The organism is Xanthomonas nasturtii (assembly GCF_023337365.3).
Classification (GTDB): domain Bacteria; phylum Pseudomonadota; class Gammaproteobacteria; order Xanthomonadales; family Xanthomonadaceae; genus Xanthomonas; species Xanthomonas nasturtii.
The window spans coordinates 3,141,873-3,160,153 of the sequence record NZ_CP142084.2 but is presented as its reverse complement, the minus strand read 5'-3'; the positions used below and the strand labels follow the sequence as shown (position 1 = coordinate 3,160,153).

The window sequence follows — 18,281 nt, the reverse complement described above, 5'->3', positions numbered from 1 at the left end:
GAGTCCTTGGGTGCATGCGTGAGGTCACGCCGCCAGTTCGGCGGCCGGGAGCTGGGCGAGTGCATCGTTGCCCAGCACGGAATCGGCATCGAGCAGGATCACGAAACGCTCGCCGATCTTGCCCATGGCATGGATGAAGTCGCGCGCGATGCCGGCGCCGAAGCTGGGTGTGTCGAGGATGTCGGCCGGCGCGATGTCCAGCACCTCGCTGACCGCATCCACCAACAGCCCGAGCACCTGATGCACCTCGCCGTGCGCGATTTCCACGATCACGATGCAGCTGCGCTTGGTGATCGCGCTGGGGGTGCGGCCGAAGCGCTGCTGCAGGTCCACCACCGGTACCACCGCGCCGCGCAGGTTGATCACCCCGCGCAGCGCCGGCGGCATCATCGGCACGTCGGTGGGCGCGCGGTATTCGATGATTTCCTTGATGCCCAGAATGCCCAGGCCGAACATCTCGCCGCCCAGCAAAAACGTGAGGTATTGCTGCGGTGCCGGCGACGGCAGCGCGTTGGGGCTGGTTGCAGTGTGCGCGTGCATCGTCGGCTCCTCAGAAGCTGGCGAATTGCGATTCGTCGATCGCATCGGCAGTGGCGGCCACCGCGCTGATCTGGCGCACGTTGGTGCGTCGCGGCGGCGCGCTGCTCACAGCGGCGGGCGCGTGCGTTGCAATCCGGCGCGGCCCCGGCCTGCTGCTGCCCGAGGTGGTGCCGCGCCCGCCATTGCCCAGCCGGAAGAAGCCCATCAACTGCTGCAGCTGTTCGGCCTGTGCGCTCATTTCTTCGGACGTGGCCGCCAGCTCTTCGGCATTGGCCGCGGCCGATTGGGTGGTCTGGTTCAACTGGCCGACCGCAGTATTGATCTGGCTGACGCCGGCGGTCTGTTCTTCGGAGGCAGCGGCGATTTCCTGCACCAGGTCGGAGGTGCGGCGGATCGAAGGCACCATCTCGCCAAGCACGCGGCCGGCGCTTTCGGCCAGTTCCACGCTGGATTCGGCCACTTCGCCGATTTCCTGCGCGGCAATCTGGCTACGCTCGGCCAGCTTGCGCACTTCGGCAGCCACCACCGCAAAGCCCTTGCCATGTTCGCCGGCACGCGCCGCTTCGATGGCGGCGTTGAGCGCAAGCAGATTGGTCTGGTAGGCGATGTCGTCGATGATGCCGATCTTCTTGGCGATGTCCTTCATCGCCACCACCGTGGCGCGCACGGTGTCGCCACCGTCGGCCGCTTCGCTGGCGGCCTTGGCGGCCATGCTGTCGGTGACGCGCGCGTTTTCGGTGTTCTGGGCGATGGAGGCGGTCATCTGCTCCAGCGAGGCGCTGGTTTCTTCCACGCCGGCGGCCTGTTCGCTGGCGGCCTGCGCAAGCGCCTGCGCGGTGGCGCTGACTTCTTCCGACGCACTGGCCAGATTTTCGGCGTTGCGGTTGACCTCATCGACGATCTCGGTCAGCCGGCTCATGGTGGTGTTGACGTAGCGCTGCATGTCGGCGAACGCGCCTTCGTAGCGGCCTTCCACGGTGTGGGTGAGGTCGCCTTCGGCCATCGCGCCCATCACCTGGATCACTTCGGAAATGCTGCGCAGATTGCCGCGCGCACGCTCCACGGTGTCATTGATGAAGGCCTTCTTGCCGGGCAGCTGCGCCAGCGGCGCATCGAAGTTGCCGCGGCCGAATTCGGCCACCACGCCCATCGCCAGTTTCTTCACCGCGATATGCGCGCCCACCATCTGGTTGATGCCCAACGCCATGCTGCGGAAGTCGCCATCGAAGCGCGTGCTGTCGATCACCACGTCGATATCGCCGGCCTCGTGTTCGGCCGACATGTGGTTGATCTCGGCGATCAAGCCGGTGAGGTTGCCGCGCACCTGTTCGATGGTGTCGTTGATGAAGCGCTTCTTGCCCGGCAGCAACGGCAGCTGCGCGGTGAAGTTGCCGCGGCCGAATTCGCCCACGCAGGTGATGGCCTGCTTCTTGACCGCGATATGGCTGGCCACCATTGCGTTGATGCCTTCGGCCATGCGGCGGAAATCGCCGGTGAAACGTTGCGTGTCGATGACCACATCGATATCGCCTGCGTCGTGCTCGGCCGACATGCGGTTGACCTCGGCGACCAGGCCGGTGAGATTGCCGCGGATCTGGTCGACCACGTCGTTGATGAAGGCTTTCTGGCCCGGCAGGCGCTCCAGCTCGGCGGCGAAGTTGCCGCGGCCGAACTCGGCCACGCACGTCATGGCCTGCTTATTCACTGCGATATGGCTGGCGACCATGCGGTTGATGCCATCGCCCAGGGTGCGGAAATCGCCGTCGAAGCGCGCCACGTCGATGCGCGCCTCGATCTGCCCGGCATCGTGTTCGCGCGAGACGCGGTTGATCTCTTCGTTGACGTGGCGGATGCCGCTCTGCACCTTGCGCAGGCCGCGCAGCACGTCGCCGGCCCGCTCGTCGCGTGTCTGCGGCAGGGCGATATCGAAGTTGCCGCGCGAGAACGCCTCCAGCGTGGTGCTGGCCAGCACCAGCGAGTCGCTGGCGATCCATATTGCCCAGACCAGCAAGGCGCCGCTGACCAATGCGGCGGCGATGCTGGCGCCCAGCAAGGCCGCGTGCGACAGCGTCAATGTAGAGCCGGCGACGACCACCACAACGGGCAGGGCGACGGCTAGCGCGGCGGTGAACCACAACTGTGTGGCGATCGGGAGACGGTGTGACATGGCGGTGGCTTCCTGGGGTCAGGTAACGACAAACGACGCGGTTCGTGCGATAGCGATGCTGCGAGCGCTCAGGCCGCCAACGCGTCCTGGTTGGGGTGCAACTGCTGAATCAGGCTGGGCACATCCAGAATCAGCGCGACATCGCCGCTGCCCAGAATGCTCGAGCCACTGATGCCTTTGACCTGCGCGAAGACCTTGGACAGTGGCTTGATCACCGTCTGCCATTCGCCCAGCAAGGTATCCACGACCAGGCCGAAACGCTGCGCGCCCTGGCGGATCACCACGATGCTTTCGCGCGCGGGCGTCTTGCCGCCGAGTGCGAACAACTCTCGCAGACGCACATATGGCAGCACGCTGCCGCGCAGGTCGATGTAGTCGCTGGTGTAGTCGGGCGTGAACTCCACGCACTCTTCCACCACGTCCAGCGGCACCACGAACACCGATTTACCGACACCGACCTGGAAGCCGTTGATGATGGCCAGGGTCAACGGTAAGCGCACCGAAATGGTGGTGCCCACGCCGGCCGTGCTGTCGATGTCGACCGTGCCGCGCAATGCGGTGATGTTGCGCTTGACCACGTCCATGCCCACGCCGCGGCCGGAGAGGTTGGTGACCTTTTCTGCGGTGGAAAAGCCCGGTTCGAAGATCATCGCGAATACCTCCCGATCGGTGGGCTGGCGGCCGGGTTCGATCAGCCCGCGTTCGAGTGCCTTGGCCAGGATGCGGTCGCGGTTCAAGCCGCCGCCGTCATCGGTGATCTGGATGACGATACTGCCTGAGTCGTGATACGCATTGAGCCCGACGGTGCCGCGTGCGGGCTTGCCGCGCGCCACGCGCACATCGGCCGGCTCGATGCCGTGGTCCATTGCGTTGCGCACCAGATGGGTGAGCGGGTCGCCGATTTTTTCCACCACCGACTTGTCCAGTTCGGTGTCTTCGCCGGCAACGACCAGCGCGATGTCCTTGTCCAGTTCGCGCGCAACATCGTGCACCACGCGCTGGAAGCGGCTGAAGGTGCCGCCGATCTTGACCATGCGCAGCTGCAATGCGCTTTCGCGCACGTCTTCGACCAGGCCGGCCAGGATCGAGGCCGATTCCAGCAATTGCGCATCGCCGGTGCGTTGCGCATTGGCGTTGGTGCTGGACACGGCAATGATGAGTTCGCCGACCAGATCGATCATGCGATCGAGTTTGTCGGCATCCACGCGAATGGAGCGCGCATCGCTGTTGCGTGCGCCTGCATCCGCTGCGGGGCGTGCGGGTGCGGGAACTGCGGCCAGCACGCTGGCAATCGGTGCCGTTGCAACAGCTTTAGGCGCGCTTTCGGGAATGGCGGCAATGTCGGTCGGTGCGGGCACTGCCACGACCTCCAGATCGCAATCTTCGCGCACGAATTCGAACACTTCTTCGATCGCGGCGCGGTCGGTATCGCTGCGCAACAGGATCTGGAAACCCAAGTAATTGGCTTCCGGATCGAGCTCTTCAAAGCTCGGCAGCTGGCTGTGATCGGTGCTGATCGCTTCGACCGAGCCCAGGCTGCGCAAATTGCGGATCAGCTTGAGCGGCGAGTTGCCGAAACGCAGCGCGTCGGCGAATAGTTTGAGCGTGATGCGCCAGTAACCGCTCTGTTTTTCCGGCGTGCTGTGCTGGATGGCGGTTGCGGTCACGCCGCAGGCGCTGCCTTGCAGATAGGTCTGCAGTTGCGCCAGCAGTGGCTCTGCTTCGGCAGCCAGTGCGGCCGGGTCGGCGTGGCTCGGGTCTGCGGCGGTTTCCACCAGCGCGTGGATATGGTCGCAGCACACCAGCAGCAGCCCGATCAGTTCCGAACTGAGCGTGAGCGCTTCGTCGCGGACCAGGTCCAGCACGCTTTCCACCACATGGGTGAAGCCGACCAACTGCGGCAGGTCGAACAGGCCGCCGGAACCCTTGATGGTGTGCGCGGCGCGGAAGATGGCATTGACCGCATCCGGCGACGACTCGCCACGCTCGGCTTCGAGCAGGTGGCGTTCCATGTCTTCAAGCAGGTCCCGGCTCTCGGCCAGGAACGTCTGCATCAGTTGGTTCATGTCCATGCGCGCGTCACCAGTCCGTTAGTGGATGCGTTCGCCGATGCCGGCAACCGCATGCGGGTACAGGGCTTCGAGCAGGCCGAGCAGTTCGATCACATCGACCACCGCACGGCTGGAATCGGTCAGCGAAAACGGTCGGCCATCGGCCTGGATCGCCTGCTTGGTGGCCAGCAACAATTGCAGGCCGGTGGTATCGATCTCTTTGACCGCGCCCAGATCCAGATGCAAACCACCCGGATGCAGCAAGGCCGGTTGCAGCAACGGCTTGAGCTCGGCCGCGCGACGAATGGTCATCTCGCCCTCCAGGGCGAGTGTCAGCGGTGCGGGTAGATCGGACAGTGGGGTGTTCATTGATGCCTCAAGCGATGCGATGACGCACGGATGCGTGCCATGACGCGGGGAAAGGTCGCTGCGGCGTGGGCTTGCGTGGGCAACTCTGCGCACGCGGACATGCCGGTCTAAGCAGATATCGGCGCCCAATCGAAATATTTAGGCAAAATTCAGCGCGATGACGGATTTGCGAAGCACGTCACCGCTTGGGCATTAACTGCTCAGCTTTGTCGCAAGCAGGCTCAGGAGGCGAATGTCCCGGACAGTCCTGCAGGACAGATAGCCGCATTTCGGCCGAAATCTTTAATGCCTGCGGCAGGGCGATCTGCAGCGTCGCTGCAGATAAGGCGCATGAGGCAAGCAGCTTACGTGGCGCGCCTGGAGTGAATGACGCGATGGGTTTTAGCGAAAATTCCGCATCGCATTCGATTCAATTTGCCCAGTGACCGCAATGCGATCGACGCATCCTTGCGAGGTGCAGGCGAGGTTGCCACTATCCCCCGTACAAGCGCCCGAAGCGCTGCGTAGCGAGTTGGCGCACATGCTTCAGAGCGCACGGCCGTTTCAGCGGACGGCGCTGATCGACACGGCCATCTCCACCAATGGCGATGCCTTCATCGCTCGGCTGTCGCAGTCTGTTGATGCCGCAACGCTGGAAATCCGTCCCTACCCACCACCGATGCTCGCCAGCTCTGGCGTGCGCGCCGCTGGCGCGCTGGGCGTGGCCGCCACGCTGTACGAGGCGCAAGCGTCAGGCGAGAAGATCGCCACGTTGCTCTCGCAAAGCAACCCACTGGCCGCGCAATCGGAGCTTGCGCATTTCGCCGGCCGCAACGTCGGTGGCTGGGCCGGCGGAACGGCTGCTGCGTATGCCCTGGGTGCATCTGGCGCTGGCCCGATGGCGTTGATCGCCGCCGATGCCTACGTGATGAGCAAGGCCGGCGAGAAGGCCGCCGACCTGCTCGACAACCGCGCCATCTACAACCAGACCGACCGCGCCGGCACGCAGTGGTCGTTCAACGGCACTGCATGGACGCGCGAAGGCCAAGCCGACACCAGCAACGATGGCATCGACAACCCCACCACCACGCAGATTGTCGCCAGTTACGCCAAAGCCCGCGAACTCAACTACCAGGCCACCAACGCCGCTGCCGCGCTGGCGCTCAAAGATGCGCCCGCACCGCAAAATCCGTATCGCCTGCCGGCAAGCGCCAGCGATCCGCCCAGCCTGAGCGCGGCCGATTGGGCGCGCGATCCCAACGATGGGCAATGGCGGCGCACGGTGCAAAGCGGTGTGGTCGCAGACGCCGACAGCGCTGTCTACCGTACCGATATCGCACCGCCACCGCGCGCAGCGGAACTGGACGCACAAGCGCAGCAAGTGATCGCCGGCAACATCGCCAACAGCCCCGGCGCGATTGCCGCACGCTATGAGCTGGCGTATCAGCGCAGCGGCTGGGCGGCGGCCGGTTTGCCATTGTCGGACACGCTCCGCCAAGCGCTGCCCAATCCAGACGCCCTCACCGCCTCCGACGGGCAGCAGTATCGCCGCGATGCCGACGGCCGCTGGACCGGCGCGAGTGGCGCTGCGTCAGGCAATGTGGCGCTGGAGCTGGACACCACCCGCGCGCTCCTGCAACCGGCGCTGGCCGAACATGCCCAGGCCGTTGCGGTGCTTGCGCAAACCCCGCCGTCTGCCCAGGACCTGCAGCGCGAGGAAACGCTGTATCGCTACCGCATCACTGGCACCGAACTGAAGCCGGAGTGGCGCGAGGCGATCGATCTGGCGACGCAGCGCACGCGCGCGGCACATGGCCTTGCCGGCGATGGCTCGATGAAACTTCAACGCGGCCCCACCGGTGCGTTTGGTGCCGATAGCCCGATCGCGCATTTTCAACGCGATGCCGATGGGGTGGACCGTCTTGCCGCAGTCACCAGCAGTGAGGACATCCGTCAGGCGTTGCAGCAGGTGCGGGCGCAACAGACGCAGCCGGCCTCGCCGGACCAGCCGGCACTTCACTTCACCGCCACGGGGCACGCATCGGATGGCTCGGCCAACGGCGATGCATCGAGCGCCAACGCATCGTCCGGCCCGCAATTGGTGCTGGATCTGCAGGCGCGATCGCAGGCGGCACGCGTGGCGCAGGCGCGGCAGGAACTCGAACAACAAGAGCGTCTTGCGCAAGCGCAACACGCCGCGCAGGTGCGCGAACACATCCAGCAGGCACAGCCCGAGCGTGAAGGCCGCTCGCAGAGCGAACAAGCGCTGCAGGCACACGCGGTGCTGGATCGGCAAAACCAGGCGCAGCAGCGCGAACACCAAGAGCGGGAGGTGCAGGAGCGTCAGGCCCAGGACAACCAGCAGCGGGAACAGGAAATAGCTCAGGCCCAGCAAGTGCAAAAGCACGCCCAGGAGCAGCAGGTTCAGGACGCTCGCAGTCCTGAGCAACAGCCGCTGCATGCCAAGGACGCTGTAACGCCCGAGCAGGAGCCACGCGCACATCAAGTTGCTCAGCAGGTGCAGCACCAGACCCAAGACGCGCAGCAGCCCGAGCCGGCACTTGAAGTGCAGAACATGCAAGCGCACGAAACGCACACCCACGCGCAGACGAAGGCGCAGCAGCAGGTATCGCATGGGCAATCGCAGGCAGCCGAGATGGCGCAGCCCCATACACTCGGCCAACAGACGCGAGAACAGCGCACCCGCGACACGGAACAACGCGACGCGCAAACCGCTGCGATCGCGCATGAACCATCGGCATATCCGCAACATGATGCAATTGTGCGCGAGCAACAGCTGCCGACGGCGCCAGCGTCGGTTGCTGGGCACGATGTGCCTGCGCAACAATCCAATGACCCCGCACACGCGCACCTGGCTCAGATGACCAGCGCACCAACGCCGCGATCGCTCGCCACACCGATGGCAGCTGAGCACAACAACGCGCAACACACGCCGACGTCGCAGTGGCAAGCGATGGAAGCTCTTGATAATTCGGCGGCAATGTCATCGCAGAACCGCCTCACGCAGACTGTTGGGCAATCACTGAAAGAAGACCGTGCCGATCGCTCTGCCGACTCGCCTGAAAGCGTAGCTCCGGCAATCCAGGTGCCCTCGGTCGCCCAGACTGTGGAGCAGGACGCACCCGCTGCCCCAGCACCTGGAAGCCCGGAATCGTGGCAGGCAACGCTACAAAAATTGCGTGCGTTGCGCGTCCAGCTCGAACAGGATCTTGAGACAGAAAACCGCATCTCACAAGCGCGGCAAGCGCGCATCGCACGCGGTCAACAACCGTATACGGCGCTGGAATTGCGTGACGGATACGACCCGGATGGCCCCTCCGCGCTGAGGAAAATCGCTTCCAGTTCCCAAGGCGCCGTCTCCCGAACAGATGCAGATACCGCTATTGCGCAGACAGGCAGCGAGCAGAGCGATGGACTGCAACCCAGGCGTAGGGCTATCAGCAAGAATTCGGACGTCAACGATCTGATCTATGCCATCGACTCCAAGAACGACCTGGCGATCGATGAAGCCTTGAAGCGGATCGCCAACAGCGCCAGCACCCATGCCTTGATCCAGCGCGGCCGTGAACACCTGGAAGCCAAGGCCATGCAGGAAGCACAGGAACAGGTAACCGCACATCAGGCGCTGGCAATGGACATGCCAGCAGAAGTGCAAACCAGCCGTGGCCCGGTAATGGTGATGACGCTGCCGCAGTTCGCCCACGGACCCATGATGCAGGGCGGACCGCAGGGTGATGGGGGTGGTGGCGATGGCGGAGGAGGTGGTGGTGCAGGTGGTGCAGTTAGTGGAGGCGGTGGCGGTGGGTGACCGGCCGCTCGTACAGCGCATCGATTTTTTGAGAGGAACACCACGATGGAGATGCAGGGCAGAGCTGTAGTGGTCGATGCCGACGCCGCGTTGAAGGCATCCAATCAGACATTGCGGGAAGCGATCGATGTCATGGCAACCTTGATTGCCACGCAACAGCAAGCAGAGCAACGCCTGGAAGATCTGGTCCGGCAACAGCTGCAGCTATTACAGAGCGCAGTCACTAACGCCGATCAGCGCATCAACCGGGTGCTGGAGAACGCGCTCCCGCGGCTGACGCAATTGAGCCATCAGGCGTTGGAGCAGACACTTGAACCGGCAGCCGCGCGGTTCAACAAACAGATGGCCGCTGCGGGACAGACGCTTCAGCAGGCCACCCAACGCTACGCGCAGGCACAGCGCAGCCTGGAAACCACTGCCCAACGCCGCATGTGGATCGGCCTCTTCGCCATGGTCGTTGGGGCCATCATGGCCGTGGGTGGTGGGTCTTACGCGGTCATCGCAGCCAAACCGATCCTGGCCGAAGCCGCGCAGCGCCGGGCAGAAGTCGCCTATCTGGATCGTGTGATCCGCGCCAATCTGGTTCCCTGCGGCAAAGACAGGCTATGCGCGGAGGTCGAGAAGAAGGGCGCGCGCTATGGCGATAGAGGTCAGTATCGGGTGATCGTGCTTCGCACCTCTACTCCGCAATAAAAGCCGGCCAGTAATGCCGGCGTGCGGGGCATGCGCTCCCGATATTGGCAGGCGTGCGTCGTGTTCTTACCCCGGTGCCAACGCCGCCAACAATCCACGCGCCGCGTTGAACCGGTCGGCGCCTTCGGGCATCGGCAGCTTGATGCGCAGTTTGTCCGGGCCATCCATGGTGTAGATCTTCGGCTGTTTCTGGATCATCCGGATGATGGTCATCGGGTCGATCGCCGGCTTGGCCTCGAACACCAGCCGCCCGCCGTTTTCGCCCAGATCCAGCTTGCGCACACCCAAGGCGTTGGCCTGCAGCTTGAGCTCGGCAATGGCGAACAGGTGCTTGACCGGATCCGGCAGCAGGCCGAAGCGGTCGATCATTTCCACCTGCAATTCGCGTAGCGCATCGGGATCGCGTGCACTGGAAATGCGCTTGTACAGCGTCAGGCGCGTATGCACGTCCGGCAGATAATCCTCCGGAATCAGCGCCGCCACATGCAATTCGACATCGGCGCCGCGCACTTCTTCGCCGGCATCCAGATCGGGCAACTTGCCCTGGCGGATGCTGCGCACCGCGCGTTCCAGCAGTTCGGTGTAGAGGCTGAAACCGACCTCGGCCATCTGCCCGCTCTGGTCTTCGCCCAGCAATTCGCCGGCGCCGCGAATTTCCAGATCGTGCGTGGCCAGGGTGAAGCCGGCGCCCAGCTCGTCCATGGACGCAATCGCTTCCAGGCGCTTTTCTGCATCGGAGGTCATCGAACGGCGGTCCGGCACCACCAGGTACGCATAGGCGCGGTGATGCGAGCGGCCGACGCGGCCACGCAGCTGATGCAACTGGGCCAGGCCGAAGCGGTCGGCGCGGTTGATGATGATGGTATTGGCGTTGGGAATGTCGATACCCGATTCGATGATCGTGGTCGACAACAGCACGTTGAAGCGCTGCTTCTGGAAATCCAGCATCACCCGTTCCAGCTCGCGCTCGGGCATCTGCCCATGCGCGATGCCGATGCGCGCTTCCGGGACCAGCTCCGACAGATCGCGCTGCATGCGTACGATGCTTTCCACATCGTTGTGCAGGAAGTACAGCTGCCCACCACGGCTCAACTCGCGCTGGAATGCTTCGCGCAGCAGCGTGTTGTCCCAGGCAGTGATGAATGTCTGCACCGCCAGCCGGTTCGGCGGCGGGGTGGCGATGATCGACAGGTCGCGCAGCCCGGCCATGGCCATATTGAGCGTGCGCGGGATGGGGGTTGCGGTGAGCGTGAGCAGATGCACATTCGCGCGCATCGCTTTGAGCGCTTCTTTTTGCCGCACGCCGAAGCGCTGTTCTTCGTCGACCACGACCAGGCCGAGATCCTTGAACTTCACGTCCGGCTGCAACAGCCGATGCGTGCCGATGATGACGTCGATATCGCCGCTGGCCACCTTCTCCAGTTCGGCCTTGATTTCCTTGGTGCTCTTGAAGCGCGAGAGCACTTCCACCTTCATCGGGTAATCGGCGAAACGGTCGCGGAAATTGCGGTAATGCTGTTCGGCCAGCAGCGTGGTGGGCACCAGCACGGCCACCTGTTTGCCGGCACTGGCGGCAGCAAACGCAGCGCGCACCGCGACCTCGGTCTTGCCGAAGCCGACATCGCCGCAGACCACGCGGTCCATCGGCTGGCTGCTACCCAGGTCGCGCAACGTGGCATCAATGGCGGCAAGCTGGTCGGCGGTTTCTTCGAACGGAAAGCCGGCCGCAAACGGTTCGTACATCGCGCGGTCCACCTGCAATGCCAGGCCCGCACGCGCACGGCGTCGCGCCTGGATTTCCAGCAGTTCGGCGGCCACATCGCGTACCTTCTCGGCCGCCTTGCGCTTGGCCTTGGTCCATTGTTCGCCGCCCAGCGAATGCAGCGGCGCGGTCTCGGCCGAAGCGCCGGAGTAGCGGCTGATGAGGTGCAGCTGCGCCACCGGCACATACAGCCGGTCGCCCTTGGCGTATTCGATCTCCAGGAACTCGCCGGGCATGCCACCGGCATCGAGCACGATCAGGCCGCGGTAGCGGCCCACACCGTGGTCTTCGTGCACGATCGGCGCACCTTCGGACAGCTCGCCCAGATCGCGGATGATCGCTTCCGGCTCGCGCCCGACCCGGCGTGTGCGGCGCGGCTGATTGGCCCGCTCCGGGAACAGCTGGCGCTCGGTCAACAGCGCAATCTGCGGTTGATCCAGTGCAAAGCCATCTTCCAACGGCGCCACGGTAATGCCGAAACGCAGCGTGCCGGCCAGGAACGCCGGCACGTCGGCCACTACCTCCGGCTTCAACTGCGCGGCGGCCAGCACTTCCATCAAGGCTTCGCGGCGGCCGGCCGAATCGGCGGCCACCAGCACGCGCCCAGGGTAATGGCTCAGGAACGAGGCCAGTGCCTGGCCCGCCGGGGCGTCCTTCGCGGCCACCGGCAGCGGCGGCAACGGTTGGTCGCCGAGCGGGGTGGCGTCATCGATGCGCGCGTGATCGCTGGCCCACACTTCGATGCGCGCCAGCTTGTTGAGCCGTTCGCGCAGCGTGTCCGGGGATTGATACAACTCGTCCGGCGGCAGCAGCGGGCGTTCCACATCGTGGCGGCGCTGCTCGTAGCGATTCAGCGTCTGGGTCCAGAACGCATCGGCGGCATTGGATACGCCGGTCGCAATCACCGGCAGCACGCGTTTGTCCAGGTAATCGAACAGCGTTGCGGTCTTGGCGAAGAACATCGGCAGGTAATACTCGATGCCCGAGGGCGCAAGCCCGGATTTGAGATCCTGATACAGGGCGCTGCGGCGGGTATCCACATCGAAGCGTTCGCGCAGGCAGGCCAGCACGCGTTCAACGCTGGCGTCGTCCATCGGCACTTCGCGGCCGGGCAGCATCTTGACCGCGTGCACCTTGTCCAGCGAGCGCTGCGATTCCGGGTCGAACACGCGGATCGAGTCGATATCCTCATCCAGCAATTCAACGCGCAACGGCGTGTCTGCGCCCATCGGAAACACGTCGAGCAGGCCGCCGCGCACCGCAAAATCGCCGGGGTCCATCACCTGCGGCACATTGCGGTAACCGGCGCTTTCCAGGCGGCGTTTTTCCGCATCCATGTCCAGCCGTTGGCCGACGGCGAGGTCGAAACTGCCACCGACGATGTAGCTCAGCGGGGCCAGCTGCTGCAGCAAGGTCTGTACCGGCACGATCACCACGCCGCGGGTCAGGCCGGGCAGGCGGTGCAGGGCGGCCAGACGCTGGCTGATGATTTCCGGGTGCGGGCTGAACTGGTCGTAGGGCAGGGTTTCCCAATCGGGAAACGGCACCACCGGCAGCGCGGAGTGCTCGCCGAGCAAGGCATGCAGGTCGGCTTCGATCTGGTGCGCGCTCTGGTTATCGCGGGCGATCACCAGCAGCGGGCCGGCATGCGCCTCGGCTGCCCGCGCAATCGACCACGCCAGCGCAGTCGGAGAGGACGGGTCGCGCCAGTAGGCGCGGAGCTGGCCGGACTTGGGCAGCGGCGGAGAGGGGAAGGTAGGCGACGGCATCAGCCCATAATTTTATCAGAGCCCTCGCCGCGGCCGGTCCATCCGGCGTGAAAGGTGGTTTGGACGGTGTGTGCACGACGGCGCGTCGGGGGTACAGGCCTCGCGAGCGGTTGCGAGGTCATGCATCTGTGTTGTTTGCGGCTCTCTGTGGGGCCTGGAAAGTCCAAAGCCGCGCTGGTCGAGTACGCGGTGCCCTCACCGCTTGCGGGACACGCCGTTAACCCGTCCATGGGGGCTCGGTGGCGGCATCCATGCCGCCAACGGTCCCGCAATCGGCGAGGACACCGCGCCAGACAGTTGGTCGGTGGTTTTACTGAAGAGCGAAGACACCGCGTCGCCGATCTGCTGATCGCTGTTCTGAAAACTCTGAGCACCGACCAACTTGACTGGTCCTTGCCCGCCCACCGTCGCGGGACCTTGAGCGGCATGGACGCCGCGCCAGAGCCTCCAGGGACGGATTCACGGCGTGTCCTGCGATGGTGGGCGGGTAAGGGCCCTGCAGCAAACGAGCAGCCGAGCCGCTTCGACGAATCCCTAATCCCCAATCCCGAATCCCAGCCCCTCAGGCATCCAGCTCCAGCACCATCCGCACCAGCTCCGGCGAATCGGGGTGCGCCTGCGGCTTGAAGCCCAGCGACTCGGCCAGTTGCAGCATCGGCACGTTGCTCTGCAGCACGTCGCCGAACAGGCAGTCGAGATATTTGCGGCGCGCCCACTTCACCAGCTTGCGCATCAATTGCCGGCCCAGGCCCTGGCCGGCGACGAAGCTGCTGACCAGGATGGTGTATTCGGCCTGGCGGGTGCCCGGCACCAACGCGGCGCGGGCGACCGCGCCGACCAGCGCTTCGCCGGGTGGCAGCTGTTCGGCGGCAACCAGCACGATCTCGCTCTTGGGGTTGGGATGGGTCAGGCGTTGCACCATCTCCGGGGTGATTTCGGCGGAGGAGCGCACGAAGCGCGCGCGGATTTCCTCTGGACCCAACAGGCTGAATGCCCCTTGCAGCGGCGGGCCGTCTTCGGGACGGATCGGGCGGAGCAGAAGGGTGCGGCCATTGGGCAGGCTGAAGTTTTCATGCCACGGAGGCATGCGATTGCGAATGGCCATGACCGGTGTTCCTTGAAGATCGGAAGATTCTGGCACCAGCCCGGCGCGCAACCGTGAATGAATCCGGTGCAGCGTCGGGGGCCGACAGGAGGTGGCAGTGCTTCCCACACAACTGTAACGAGCTGAGCCGTGAGCCGGTCGTGAGCTTGGCGGTTGGCTCCGGCTGCCGGCAGCGTGGCTGCGCCGCAGGTGCGCGTCCGGCCAGGTTGACGTTAGCCCTGGAGCAGCGAAGACGCAGGCCACTGGTTGCGCTGCATCGGTGCCACGCGGTGGCAGCACTTGGCACGGTGCGCCGATGAGCGACTGCAGCGCGTCGGCCATCCTGCAGCGCCTTACCGCCTTGCTGTTCCCGGCAGCCAGAGAAGTGCGCGGCGCCGCATCACGCGTCCTGGCGCAGCCATTCCAGCCGGGTCGAGGCGCCGGGCTCGCCGAGATGCTTCTTCAGCACCGGCAGCGCCGGCGCCAGCACCTTGTCGAACTGCCAGGGCGCATTGACGATCAACAGCCCGCTGCCGGTCAGGCGCAGCGGCGAGTCGTCCGGGCGTACCTGCAGCTCGGCAACCAGCACCGACTTGGCCGGCAACGTGGCGGCCTTGCGCATGAACGGCTGCAGGCTGCGGCGCAGCTTGATCGGGTACCACACCATGCAGATCGCCTGCGGCCAGCGCGCCAGGACTTCGCGCACGCTGTGGATGATCTGCTGGTATTCGGCGTCTTGCGATTCGTAGGGCGGGTCGATCAGCACCAGCCCCCGGCCGATCTTGGTTTCGCCGGCACGTGGCGGCAGAAACGCACGGATGGCTGCATAGCCATCGCCGGCATGCACGCGCACGCGGTTGTCCTTGGCGAACAGGCCCTTGAGCGCCTCGGCTTCGTCCGGCTGCAATTCGCAGAACGCCATGCGGTCCTGCTCTCGCAGCGCCTGCGCGGCCAGCAGTGGCGAGCCGGGGTAGTAATTGAGCTGGATGCCGGCGGTGGGGCGTGTGGGCTTCTGGCCGGGCGTGGCCGGGCGAGCGACGGCCTGGTTGTCGGCCTGCACCGCGCGCAGGTAGCGCTCGACCACGTCGGGCAAGGTCGCCTCGGCCATCAGTCGCATCACCCCGGCATCGGCTTCGTTGGTCTTGCGGCTTTCTTCGCCACCGAGCTGATAGCGCCCACGCCCGGCGTGGGTGTCGAGCACGAAGAACGGGGTGTCCTTGCGCTTGAGGGTGTCGATCAGGGCAAGCAGGGCGATGTGCTTGAGCACGTCGGCATGGTTGCCGGCATGGAAGGCGTGGCGATAGTTCATCGCGGCAGTGTAAGCGGGCGCGCTGGTTTGCGCAGGTCTGCAGGTCTGGATGCGGCCTGGGCAGCCGGCGCGCCGGATGCTGACGCACATGGCGGCGTGGCATGGCGTTGCCGCTGGGCGCCTTGCCAGCAGCGGCCATCGCTTGCCGCGCAGTGCATCTGCAATGCCGCGATGGCGCTACAGGCTGCGCCGGCATGCAGCTATGCTGCGCGGCATGTCCGAATCTCCTGCCCGCGTGCTCGTCGTCGAAGACGAAGCCGCCATTGCCGATACCGTGCTGTATGCGCTGCGCAGCGAGGGTTATGCGCCCGAACATTGCCTGCTGGGCCGCGATGCGCTGGCGCGGCTGCGCGCCGACCCGGCCGATGTGGTGGTGCTCGACGTGGGCCTGCCGGACATCAACGGCTTCGAGGTGTGCCGCACGCTGCGCAGTTTCAGCGAGGTGCCGGTGATCTTCCTGACCGCGCGCAACGACGAGATCGACCGCGTGCTCGGGCTGGAGCTGGGCGCCGACGATTACATGGCCAAGCCGTTCTCGCCACGCGAACTGGTGGCGCGCGTGCGCGCACGCCTGCGCCGGCGCACCGTGGCTGCGGCGGCCGAGCCGGGCTGGCAGCCGCATGGTGCCTTTGCGATCGACCGCGAGGGCAGCCGCATCCGCTACGGCGATGCCTTGCTGCCGCTGACCCGTTACGAATACGCGCTGCTGTCGGCATTGCTGCAGCGTCCCGGTGCGATCCTGAGCCGCGCGCAGCTGATGGACCGCGGCTGGGATGCCAGCGCCGACAGCGCCGACCGCACCGTCGACACCCACATCAAGACGCTACGCAGCAAGCTGCGCCTGGCCGGTGTGCCGGCCGACCCGATCCGCACCCACCGTGGCCTTGGCTACGCGTTGGAACTGTAGGCATGGGCCGGCACGCACGTGGCGACCTGAGCGAGGCTGCGCGCTGACATGCGGCTCGGCCTCAAGCTGTTTCTGGGCTTCTTCCTGATCGTGGGCCTGGCCGCGTTTTTCGTGATGCGCGTGTTCGTCAACGAGGTCAAGCCGGGCGTGCGCCAGGCGATGGAGTCCACCTTGGTGGATGCGGCCAACGTGCTGGCGGAAATCGCCAGCAGTGAACTGGCTGCCGGCACGCTTGCCGATGGCAGCTTCGCGCGCAACGTGGCAAGGGCGCAGCAGCGCGACCCCAAGGCGTGGGTGTGGCGCTTCCGCAAGAACAACGTGGATTACCGCGTCACCGTCACCGATGCGCGCGGGGTGGTGGTGTTCGATTCGCTGGGCCGCGAGGTGGGCCGCGACAATTCGCGCTGGAACGATGTCTACCGCACCTTGCGCGGCGAATACGGCGCGCGTTCCAGCCCGGAAATCGACGGCGACCCCAGCGCAACGGTGATGCATGTGGCCGCCCCGATCTACGCGCCGGACGACCCCAAGCAACTGATCGGCGTGCTGACCCTGGCGCAGCCCAACCGCAGCATCGACCCGTTTATCGAAGCCAGCCAGCGCAACATCCTGCAGCGCGGCGCCTGGTTGATCGGCATTTCCGCGTTGATCGGCATCGCGATGACCTGGTGGCTGATGCGCGGCATCGGCCGGCTCAATCGCTATGCGCAGGCGGTGAGCGCCGGCATTCCGGTGCCGCCGCCCAAGCCGCGCGGCGATGAAATCGGCGATCTGGGCCAGGCGCTGGAATCCATGCGCCGCAAGCTGGAAGGCAAGGCCTACGTGGAGCAGTATGTGCAGTCGCTGACGCACGAGATGAAGAGCCCGCTGGCGGCGATTCGCGGTGCGTCGGAGTTGTTGACCGAGCCACTGCCGGAGGCCGATCGCCAGCACTTCGTTGCCAGCATCCGTGCGCAGGAGCAGCGGCTCACCGAAACCATCGACAAGTTGCTGGCGTTGGCCGAGGTGGAGCAGCACGGCTGGTTGCAAAAACGTGAGCGCATCGCGGTGGCTGGCTTGCTGCAGGCAGCAGTGGATGCCGTGCTGCCACGCGCGACAGCGGCCGGGGTGCGGGTGGAGATCGATGTCGCATCTGGTGTCACATCTGATGCAGCGCGCGAGCACTACGTGCTCGGCGACGGGTTTCTGCTGCGCCAGGCGCTGATCAATCTGCTTGAAAACGCCATCGCGTTTTCGCCGGAAGGCAGCACCATGCACCTTTGCACGCAATTGCACGCTGAAAAATTGCAGGTGTCGGTGCAAGACCGCGGCAGCGGAGTGCCGGATTACGCGCTGGAGCGGGTGTTCGAACGTTTCTACTCGCTGGCCCGTCCGCAGACCGGGCAGCGCAGTTCCGGGCTCGGCTTGCCGTTCGTGCGCGAAGTTGCACGCCTGCACGGCGGCGAAGCGACGCTGGACAACCGCGACGGTGGCGGTGCCGTGGCGACGTTGCGGCTGCCGGCTGGCTGATCTGCGGCCTGGCTGCAGGGCCCTTGTCCGCCCACCATCGCGGGACACGCTGCAAGTACGTCCTTGTAGCTCTTACGCGGCATCCATGCCGCGTAAGGTCCCGCGACGGTGGGCGGGCAAGGACCAGTCACGATGGTCGGTGCGCATGGCTTTCGATAAAACAGCCGGCAACTATCTGGTGAGGCATCGCGCGTTCGACCCACTCAGCGTTTGATCTGGACGTGCGACTGCATCCACAAAGATTTGGCCGACAAAACCACTGCACTCACTGACAGGCGAGCGCTCGCCAGGCTTTGTTAGCCCTCCAGTTGCA

General features: G+C 65.3%; 9 protein-coding genes and 2 pseudogenes. 4 read left to right on the top strand and 7 right to left on the bottom strand.

Annotation, left to right across the window (positions count from 1 at the left end):
* Positions 1-24: 24 nt before the first annotated feature.
* The 4 genes from M3O59_RS13760 to M3O59_RS13745 form a co-directional block, all read right to left on the bottom strand.
* Positions 25-540, bottom strand: a complete 516-nt coding sequence (locus tag M3O59_RS13760) for a chemotaxis protein CheW (RefSeq protein WP_116905424.1) — start codon at positions 538-540, stop codon at positions 25-27.
* 10 nt (positions 541-550) lie between these two features.
* Positions 551-2,707 (bottom strand): methyl-accepting chemotaxis protein, encoded by a 2,157-nt coding sequence (locus M3O59_RS13755; RefSeq protein WP_147308465.1) that lies wholly within the window; start codon positions 2,705-2,707, stop codon positions 551-553.
* A gap of 68 nt (positions 2,708-2,775) precedes the next feature.
* Complete coding sequence (locus M3O59_RS13750) at positions 2,776-4,779, bottom strand: chemotaxis protein CheA (RefSeq protein ID WP_116905423.1); 2,004 nt, start codon at positions 4,777-4,779, stop codon at positions 2,776-2,778.
* Between the two features lie 18 nt (positions 4,780-4,797).
* On the bottom strand, positions 4,798-5,127 hold the full coding sequence (locus M3O59_RS13745; protein ID WP_116905422.1) for an STAS domain-containing protein: 330 nt from the start codon (positions 5,125-5,127) through the stop codon (positions 4,798-4,800).
* 664 nt (positions 5,128-5,791) lie between these two features.
* On the opposite strand from M3O59_RS13745, the pseudogene M3O59_RS21155 reads away from it, so the two are divergent.
* Together M3O59_RS21155 and M3O59_RS13735 are read left to right on the top strand one after the other, a co-directional pair.
* Positions 5,792-8,935: pseudogene (locus M3O59_RS21155) on the top strand (hypothetical protein); the annotation flags it as partial.
* Positions 8,895-9,628 (top strand): annotated as a pseudogene (locus M3O59_RS13735) (hypothetical protein). The pseudogenes M3O59_RS21155 and M3O59_RS13735, both read left to right, overlap by 41 nt.
* Before the next feature lie 66 nt (positions 9,629-9,694).
* Here the strand turns inward: M3O59_RS13735 and mfd are convergent.
* From mfd to M3O59_RS13720, 3 genes are all read right to left on the bottom strand, one after another.
* The gene (mfd, locus tag M3O59_RS13730) at positions 9,695-13,159 is read right to left on the bottom strand and encodes a transcription-repair coupling factor (protein WP_116905419.1); all 3,465 of its coding nucleotides are present in this window, start codon (positions 13,157-13,159) and stop codon (positions 9,695-9,697) included.
* 562 nt (positions 13,160-13,721) lie between these two features.
* Positions 13,722-14,264 (bottom strand): GNAT family N-acetyltransferase, encoded by a 543-nt coding sequence (locus M3O59_RS13725; RefSeq protein WP_047697449.1) that lies wholly within the window; start codon positions 14,262-14,264, stop codon positions 13,722-13,724.
* 379 nt (positions 14,265-14,643) lie between these two features.
* Positions 14,644-15,552: a 23S rRNA (adenine(2030)-N(6))-methyltransferase RlmJ gene (locus M3O59_RS13720; RefSeq protein ID WP_064630640.1), complete on the bottom strand. Its 909-nt coding sequence runs from the start codon at positions 15,550-15,552 to the stop codon at positions 14,644-14,646.
* A gap of 202 nt (positions 15,553-15,754) precedes the next feature.
* On the opposite strand from M3O59_RS13720, the gene creB reads away from it, so the two are divergent.
* Together creB and creC are read left to right on the top strand one after the other, a co-directional pair.
* The gene (gene creB, locus M3O59_RS13715) at positions 15,755-16,459 is read left to right on the top strand and encodes a two-component system response regulator CreB (protein ID WP_181920490.1); all 705 of its coding nucleotides are present in this window, start codon (positions 15,755-15,757) and stop codon (positions 16,457-16,459) included.
* 48 nt (positions 16,460-16,507) lie between these two features.
* Entirely contained in the window at positions 16,508-17,968 is a 1,461-nt protein-coding gene (creC, locus tag M3O59_RS13710; RefSeq protein WP_116905417.1) for a two-component system sensor histidine kinase CreC, read from the top strand.
* Positions 17,969-18,281 lie beyond the last annotated feature (313 nt).

Bases quoted from the DNA above. Each gene is read 5' to 3' on its own strand.
- M3O59_RS13760 (WP_116905424.1), bottom strand. From the start codon at position 540: ATGCACGCGCACACTGCAACCAGCCCCAACGCGCTGCCGTCGCCGGCA.
- mfd (WP_116905419.1), bottom strand. From the start codon at position 13,159: ATGCCGTCGCCTACCTTCCCCTCTCCGCCGCTGCCCAAGTCCGGCCAG.
- creC (WP_116905417.1), top strand. From the start codon at position 16,508: ATGCGGCTCGGCCTCAAGCTGTTTCTGGGCTTCTTCCTGATCGTGGGC.
- M3O59_RS13755 (WP_147308465.1), bottom strand. From the start codon at position 2,707: ATGTCACACCGTCTCCCGATCGCCACACAGTTGTGGTTCACCGCCGCG.
- M3O59_RS13745 (WP_116905422.1), bottom strand. From the start codon at position 5,127: ATGAACACCCCACTGTCCGATCTACCCGCACCGCTGACACTCGCCCTG.
- M3O59_RS13725 (WP_047697449.1), bottom strand. From the start codon at position 14,264: ATGGCCATTCGCAATCGCATGCCTCCGTGGCATGAAAACTTCAGCCTG.
- M3O59_RS13720 (WP_064630640.1), bottom strand. From the start codon at position 15,552: ATGAACTATCGCCACGCCTTCCATGCCGGCAACCATGCCGACGTGCTC.
- creB (WP_181920490.1), top strand. From the start codon at position 15,755: ATGCTGCGCGGCATGTCCGAATCTCCTGCCCGCGTGCTCGTCGTCGAA.
- M3O59_RS13750 (WP_116905423.1), bottom strand. From the start codon at position 4,779: ATGGACATGAACCAACTGATGCAGACGTTCCTGGCCGAGAGCCGGGAC.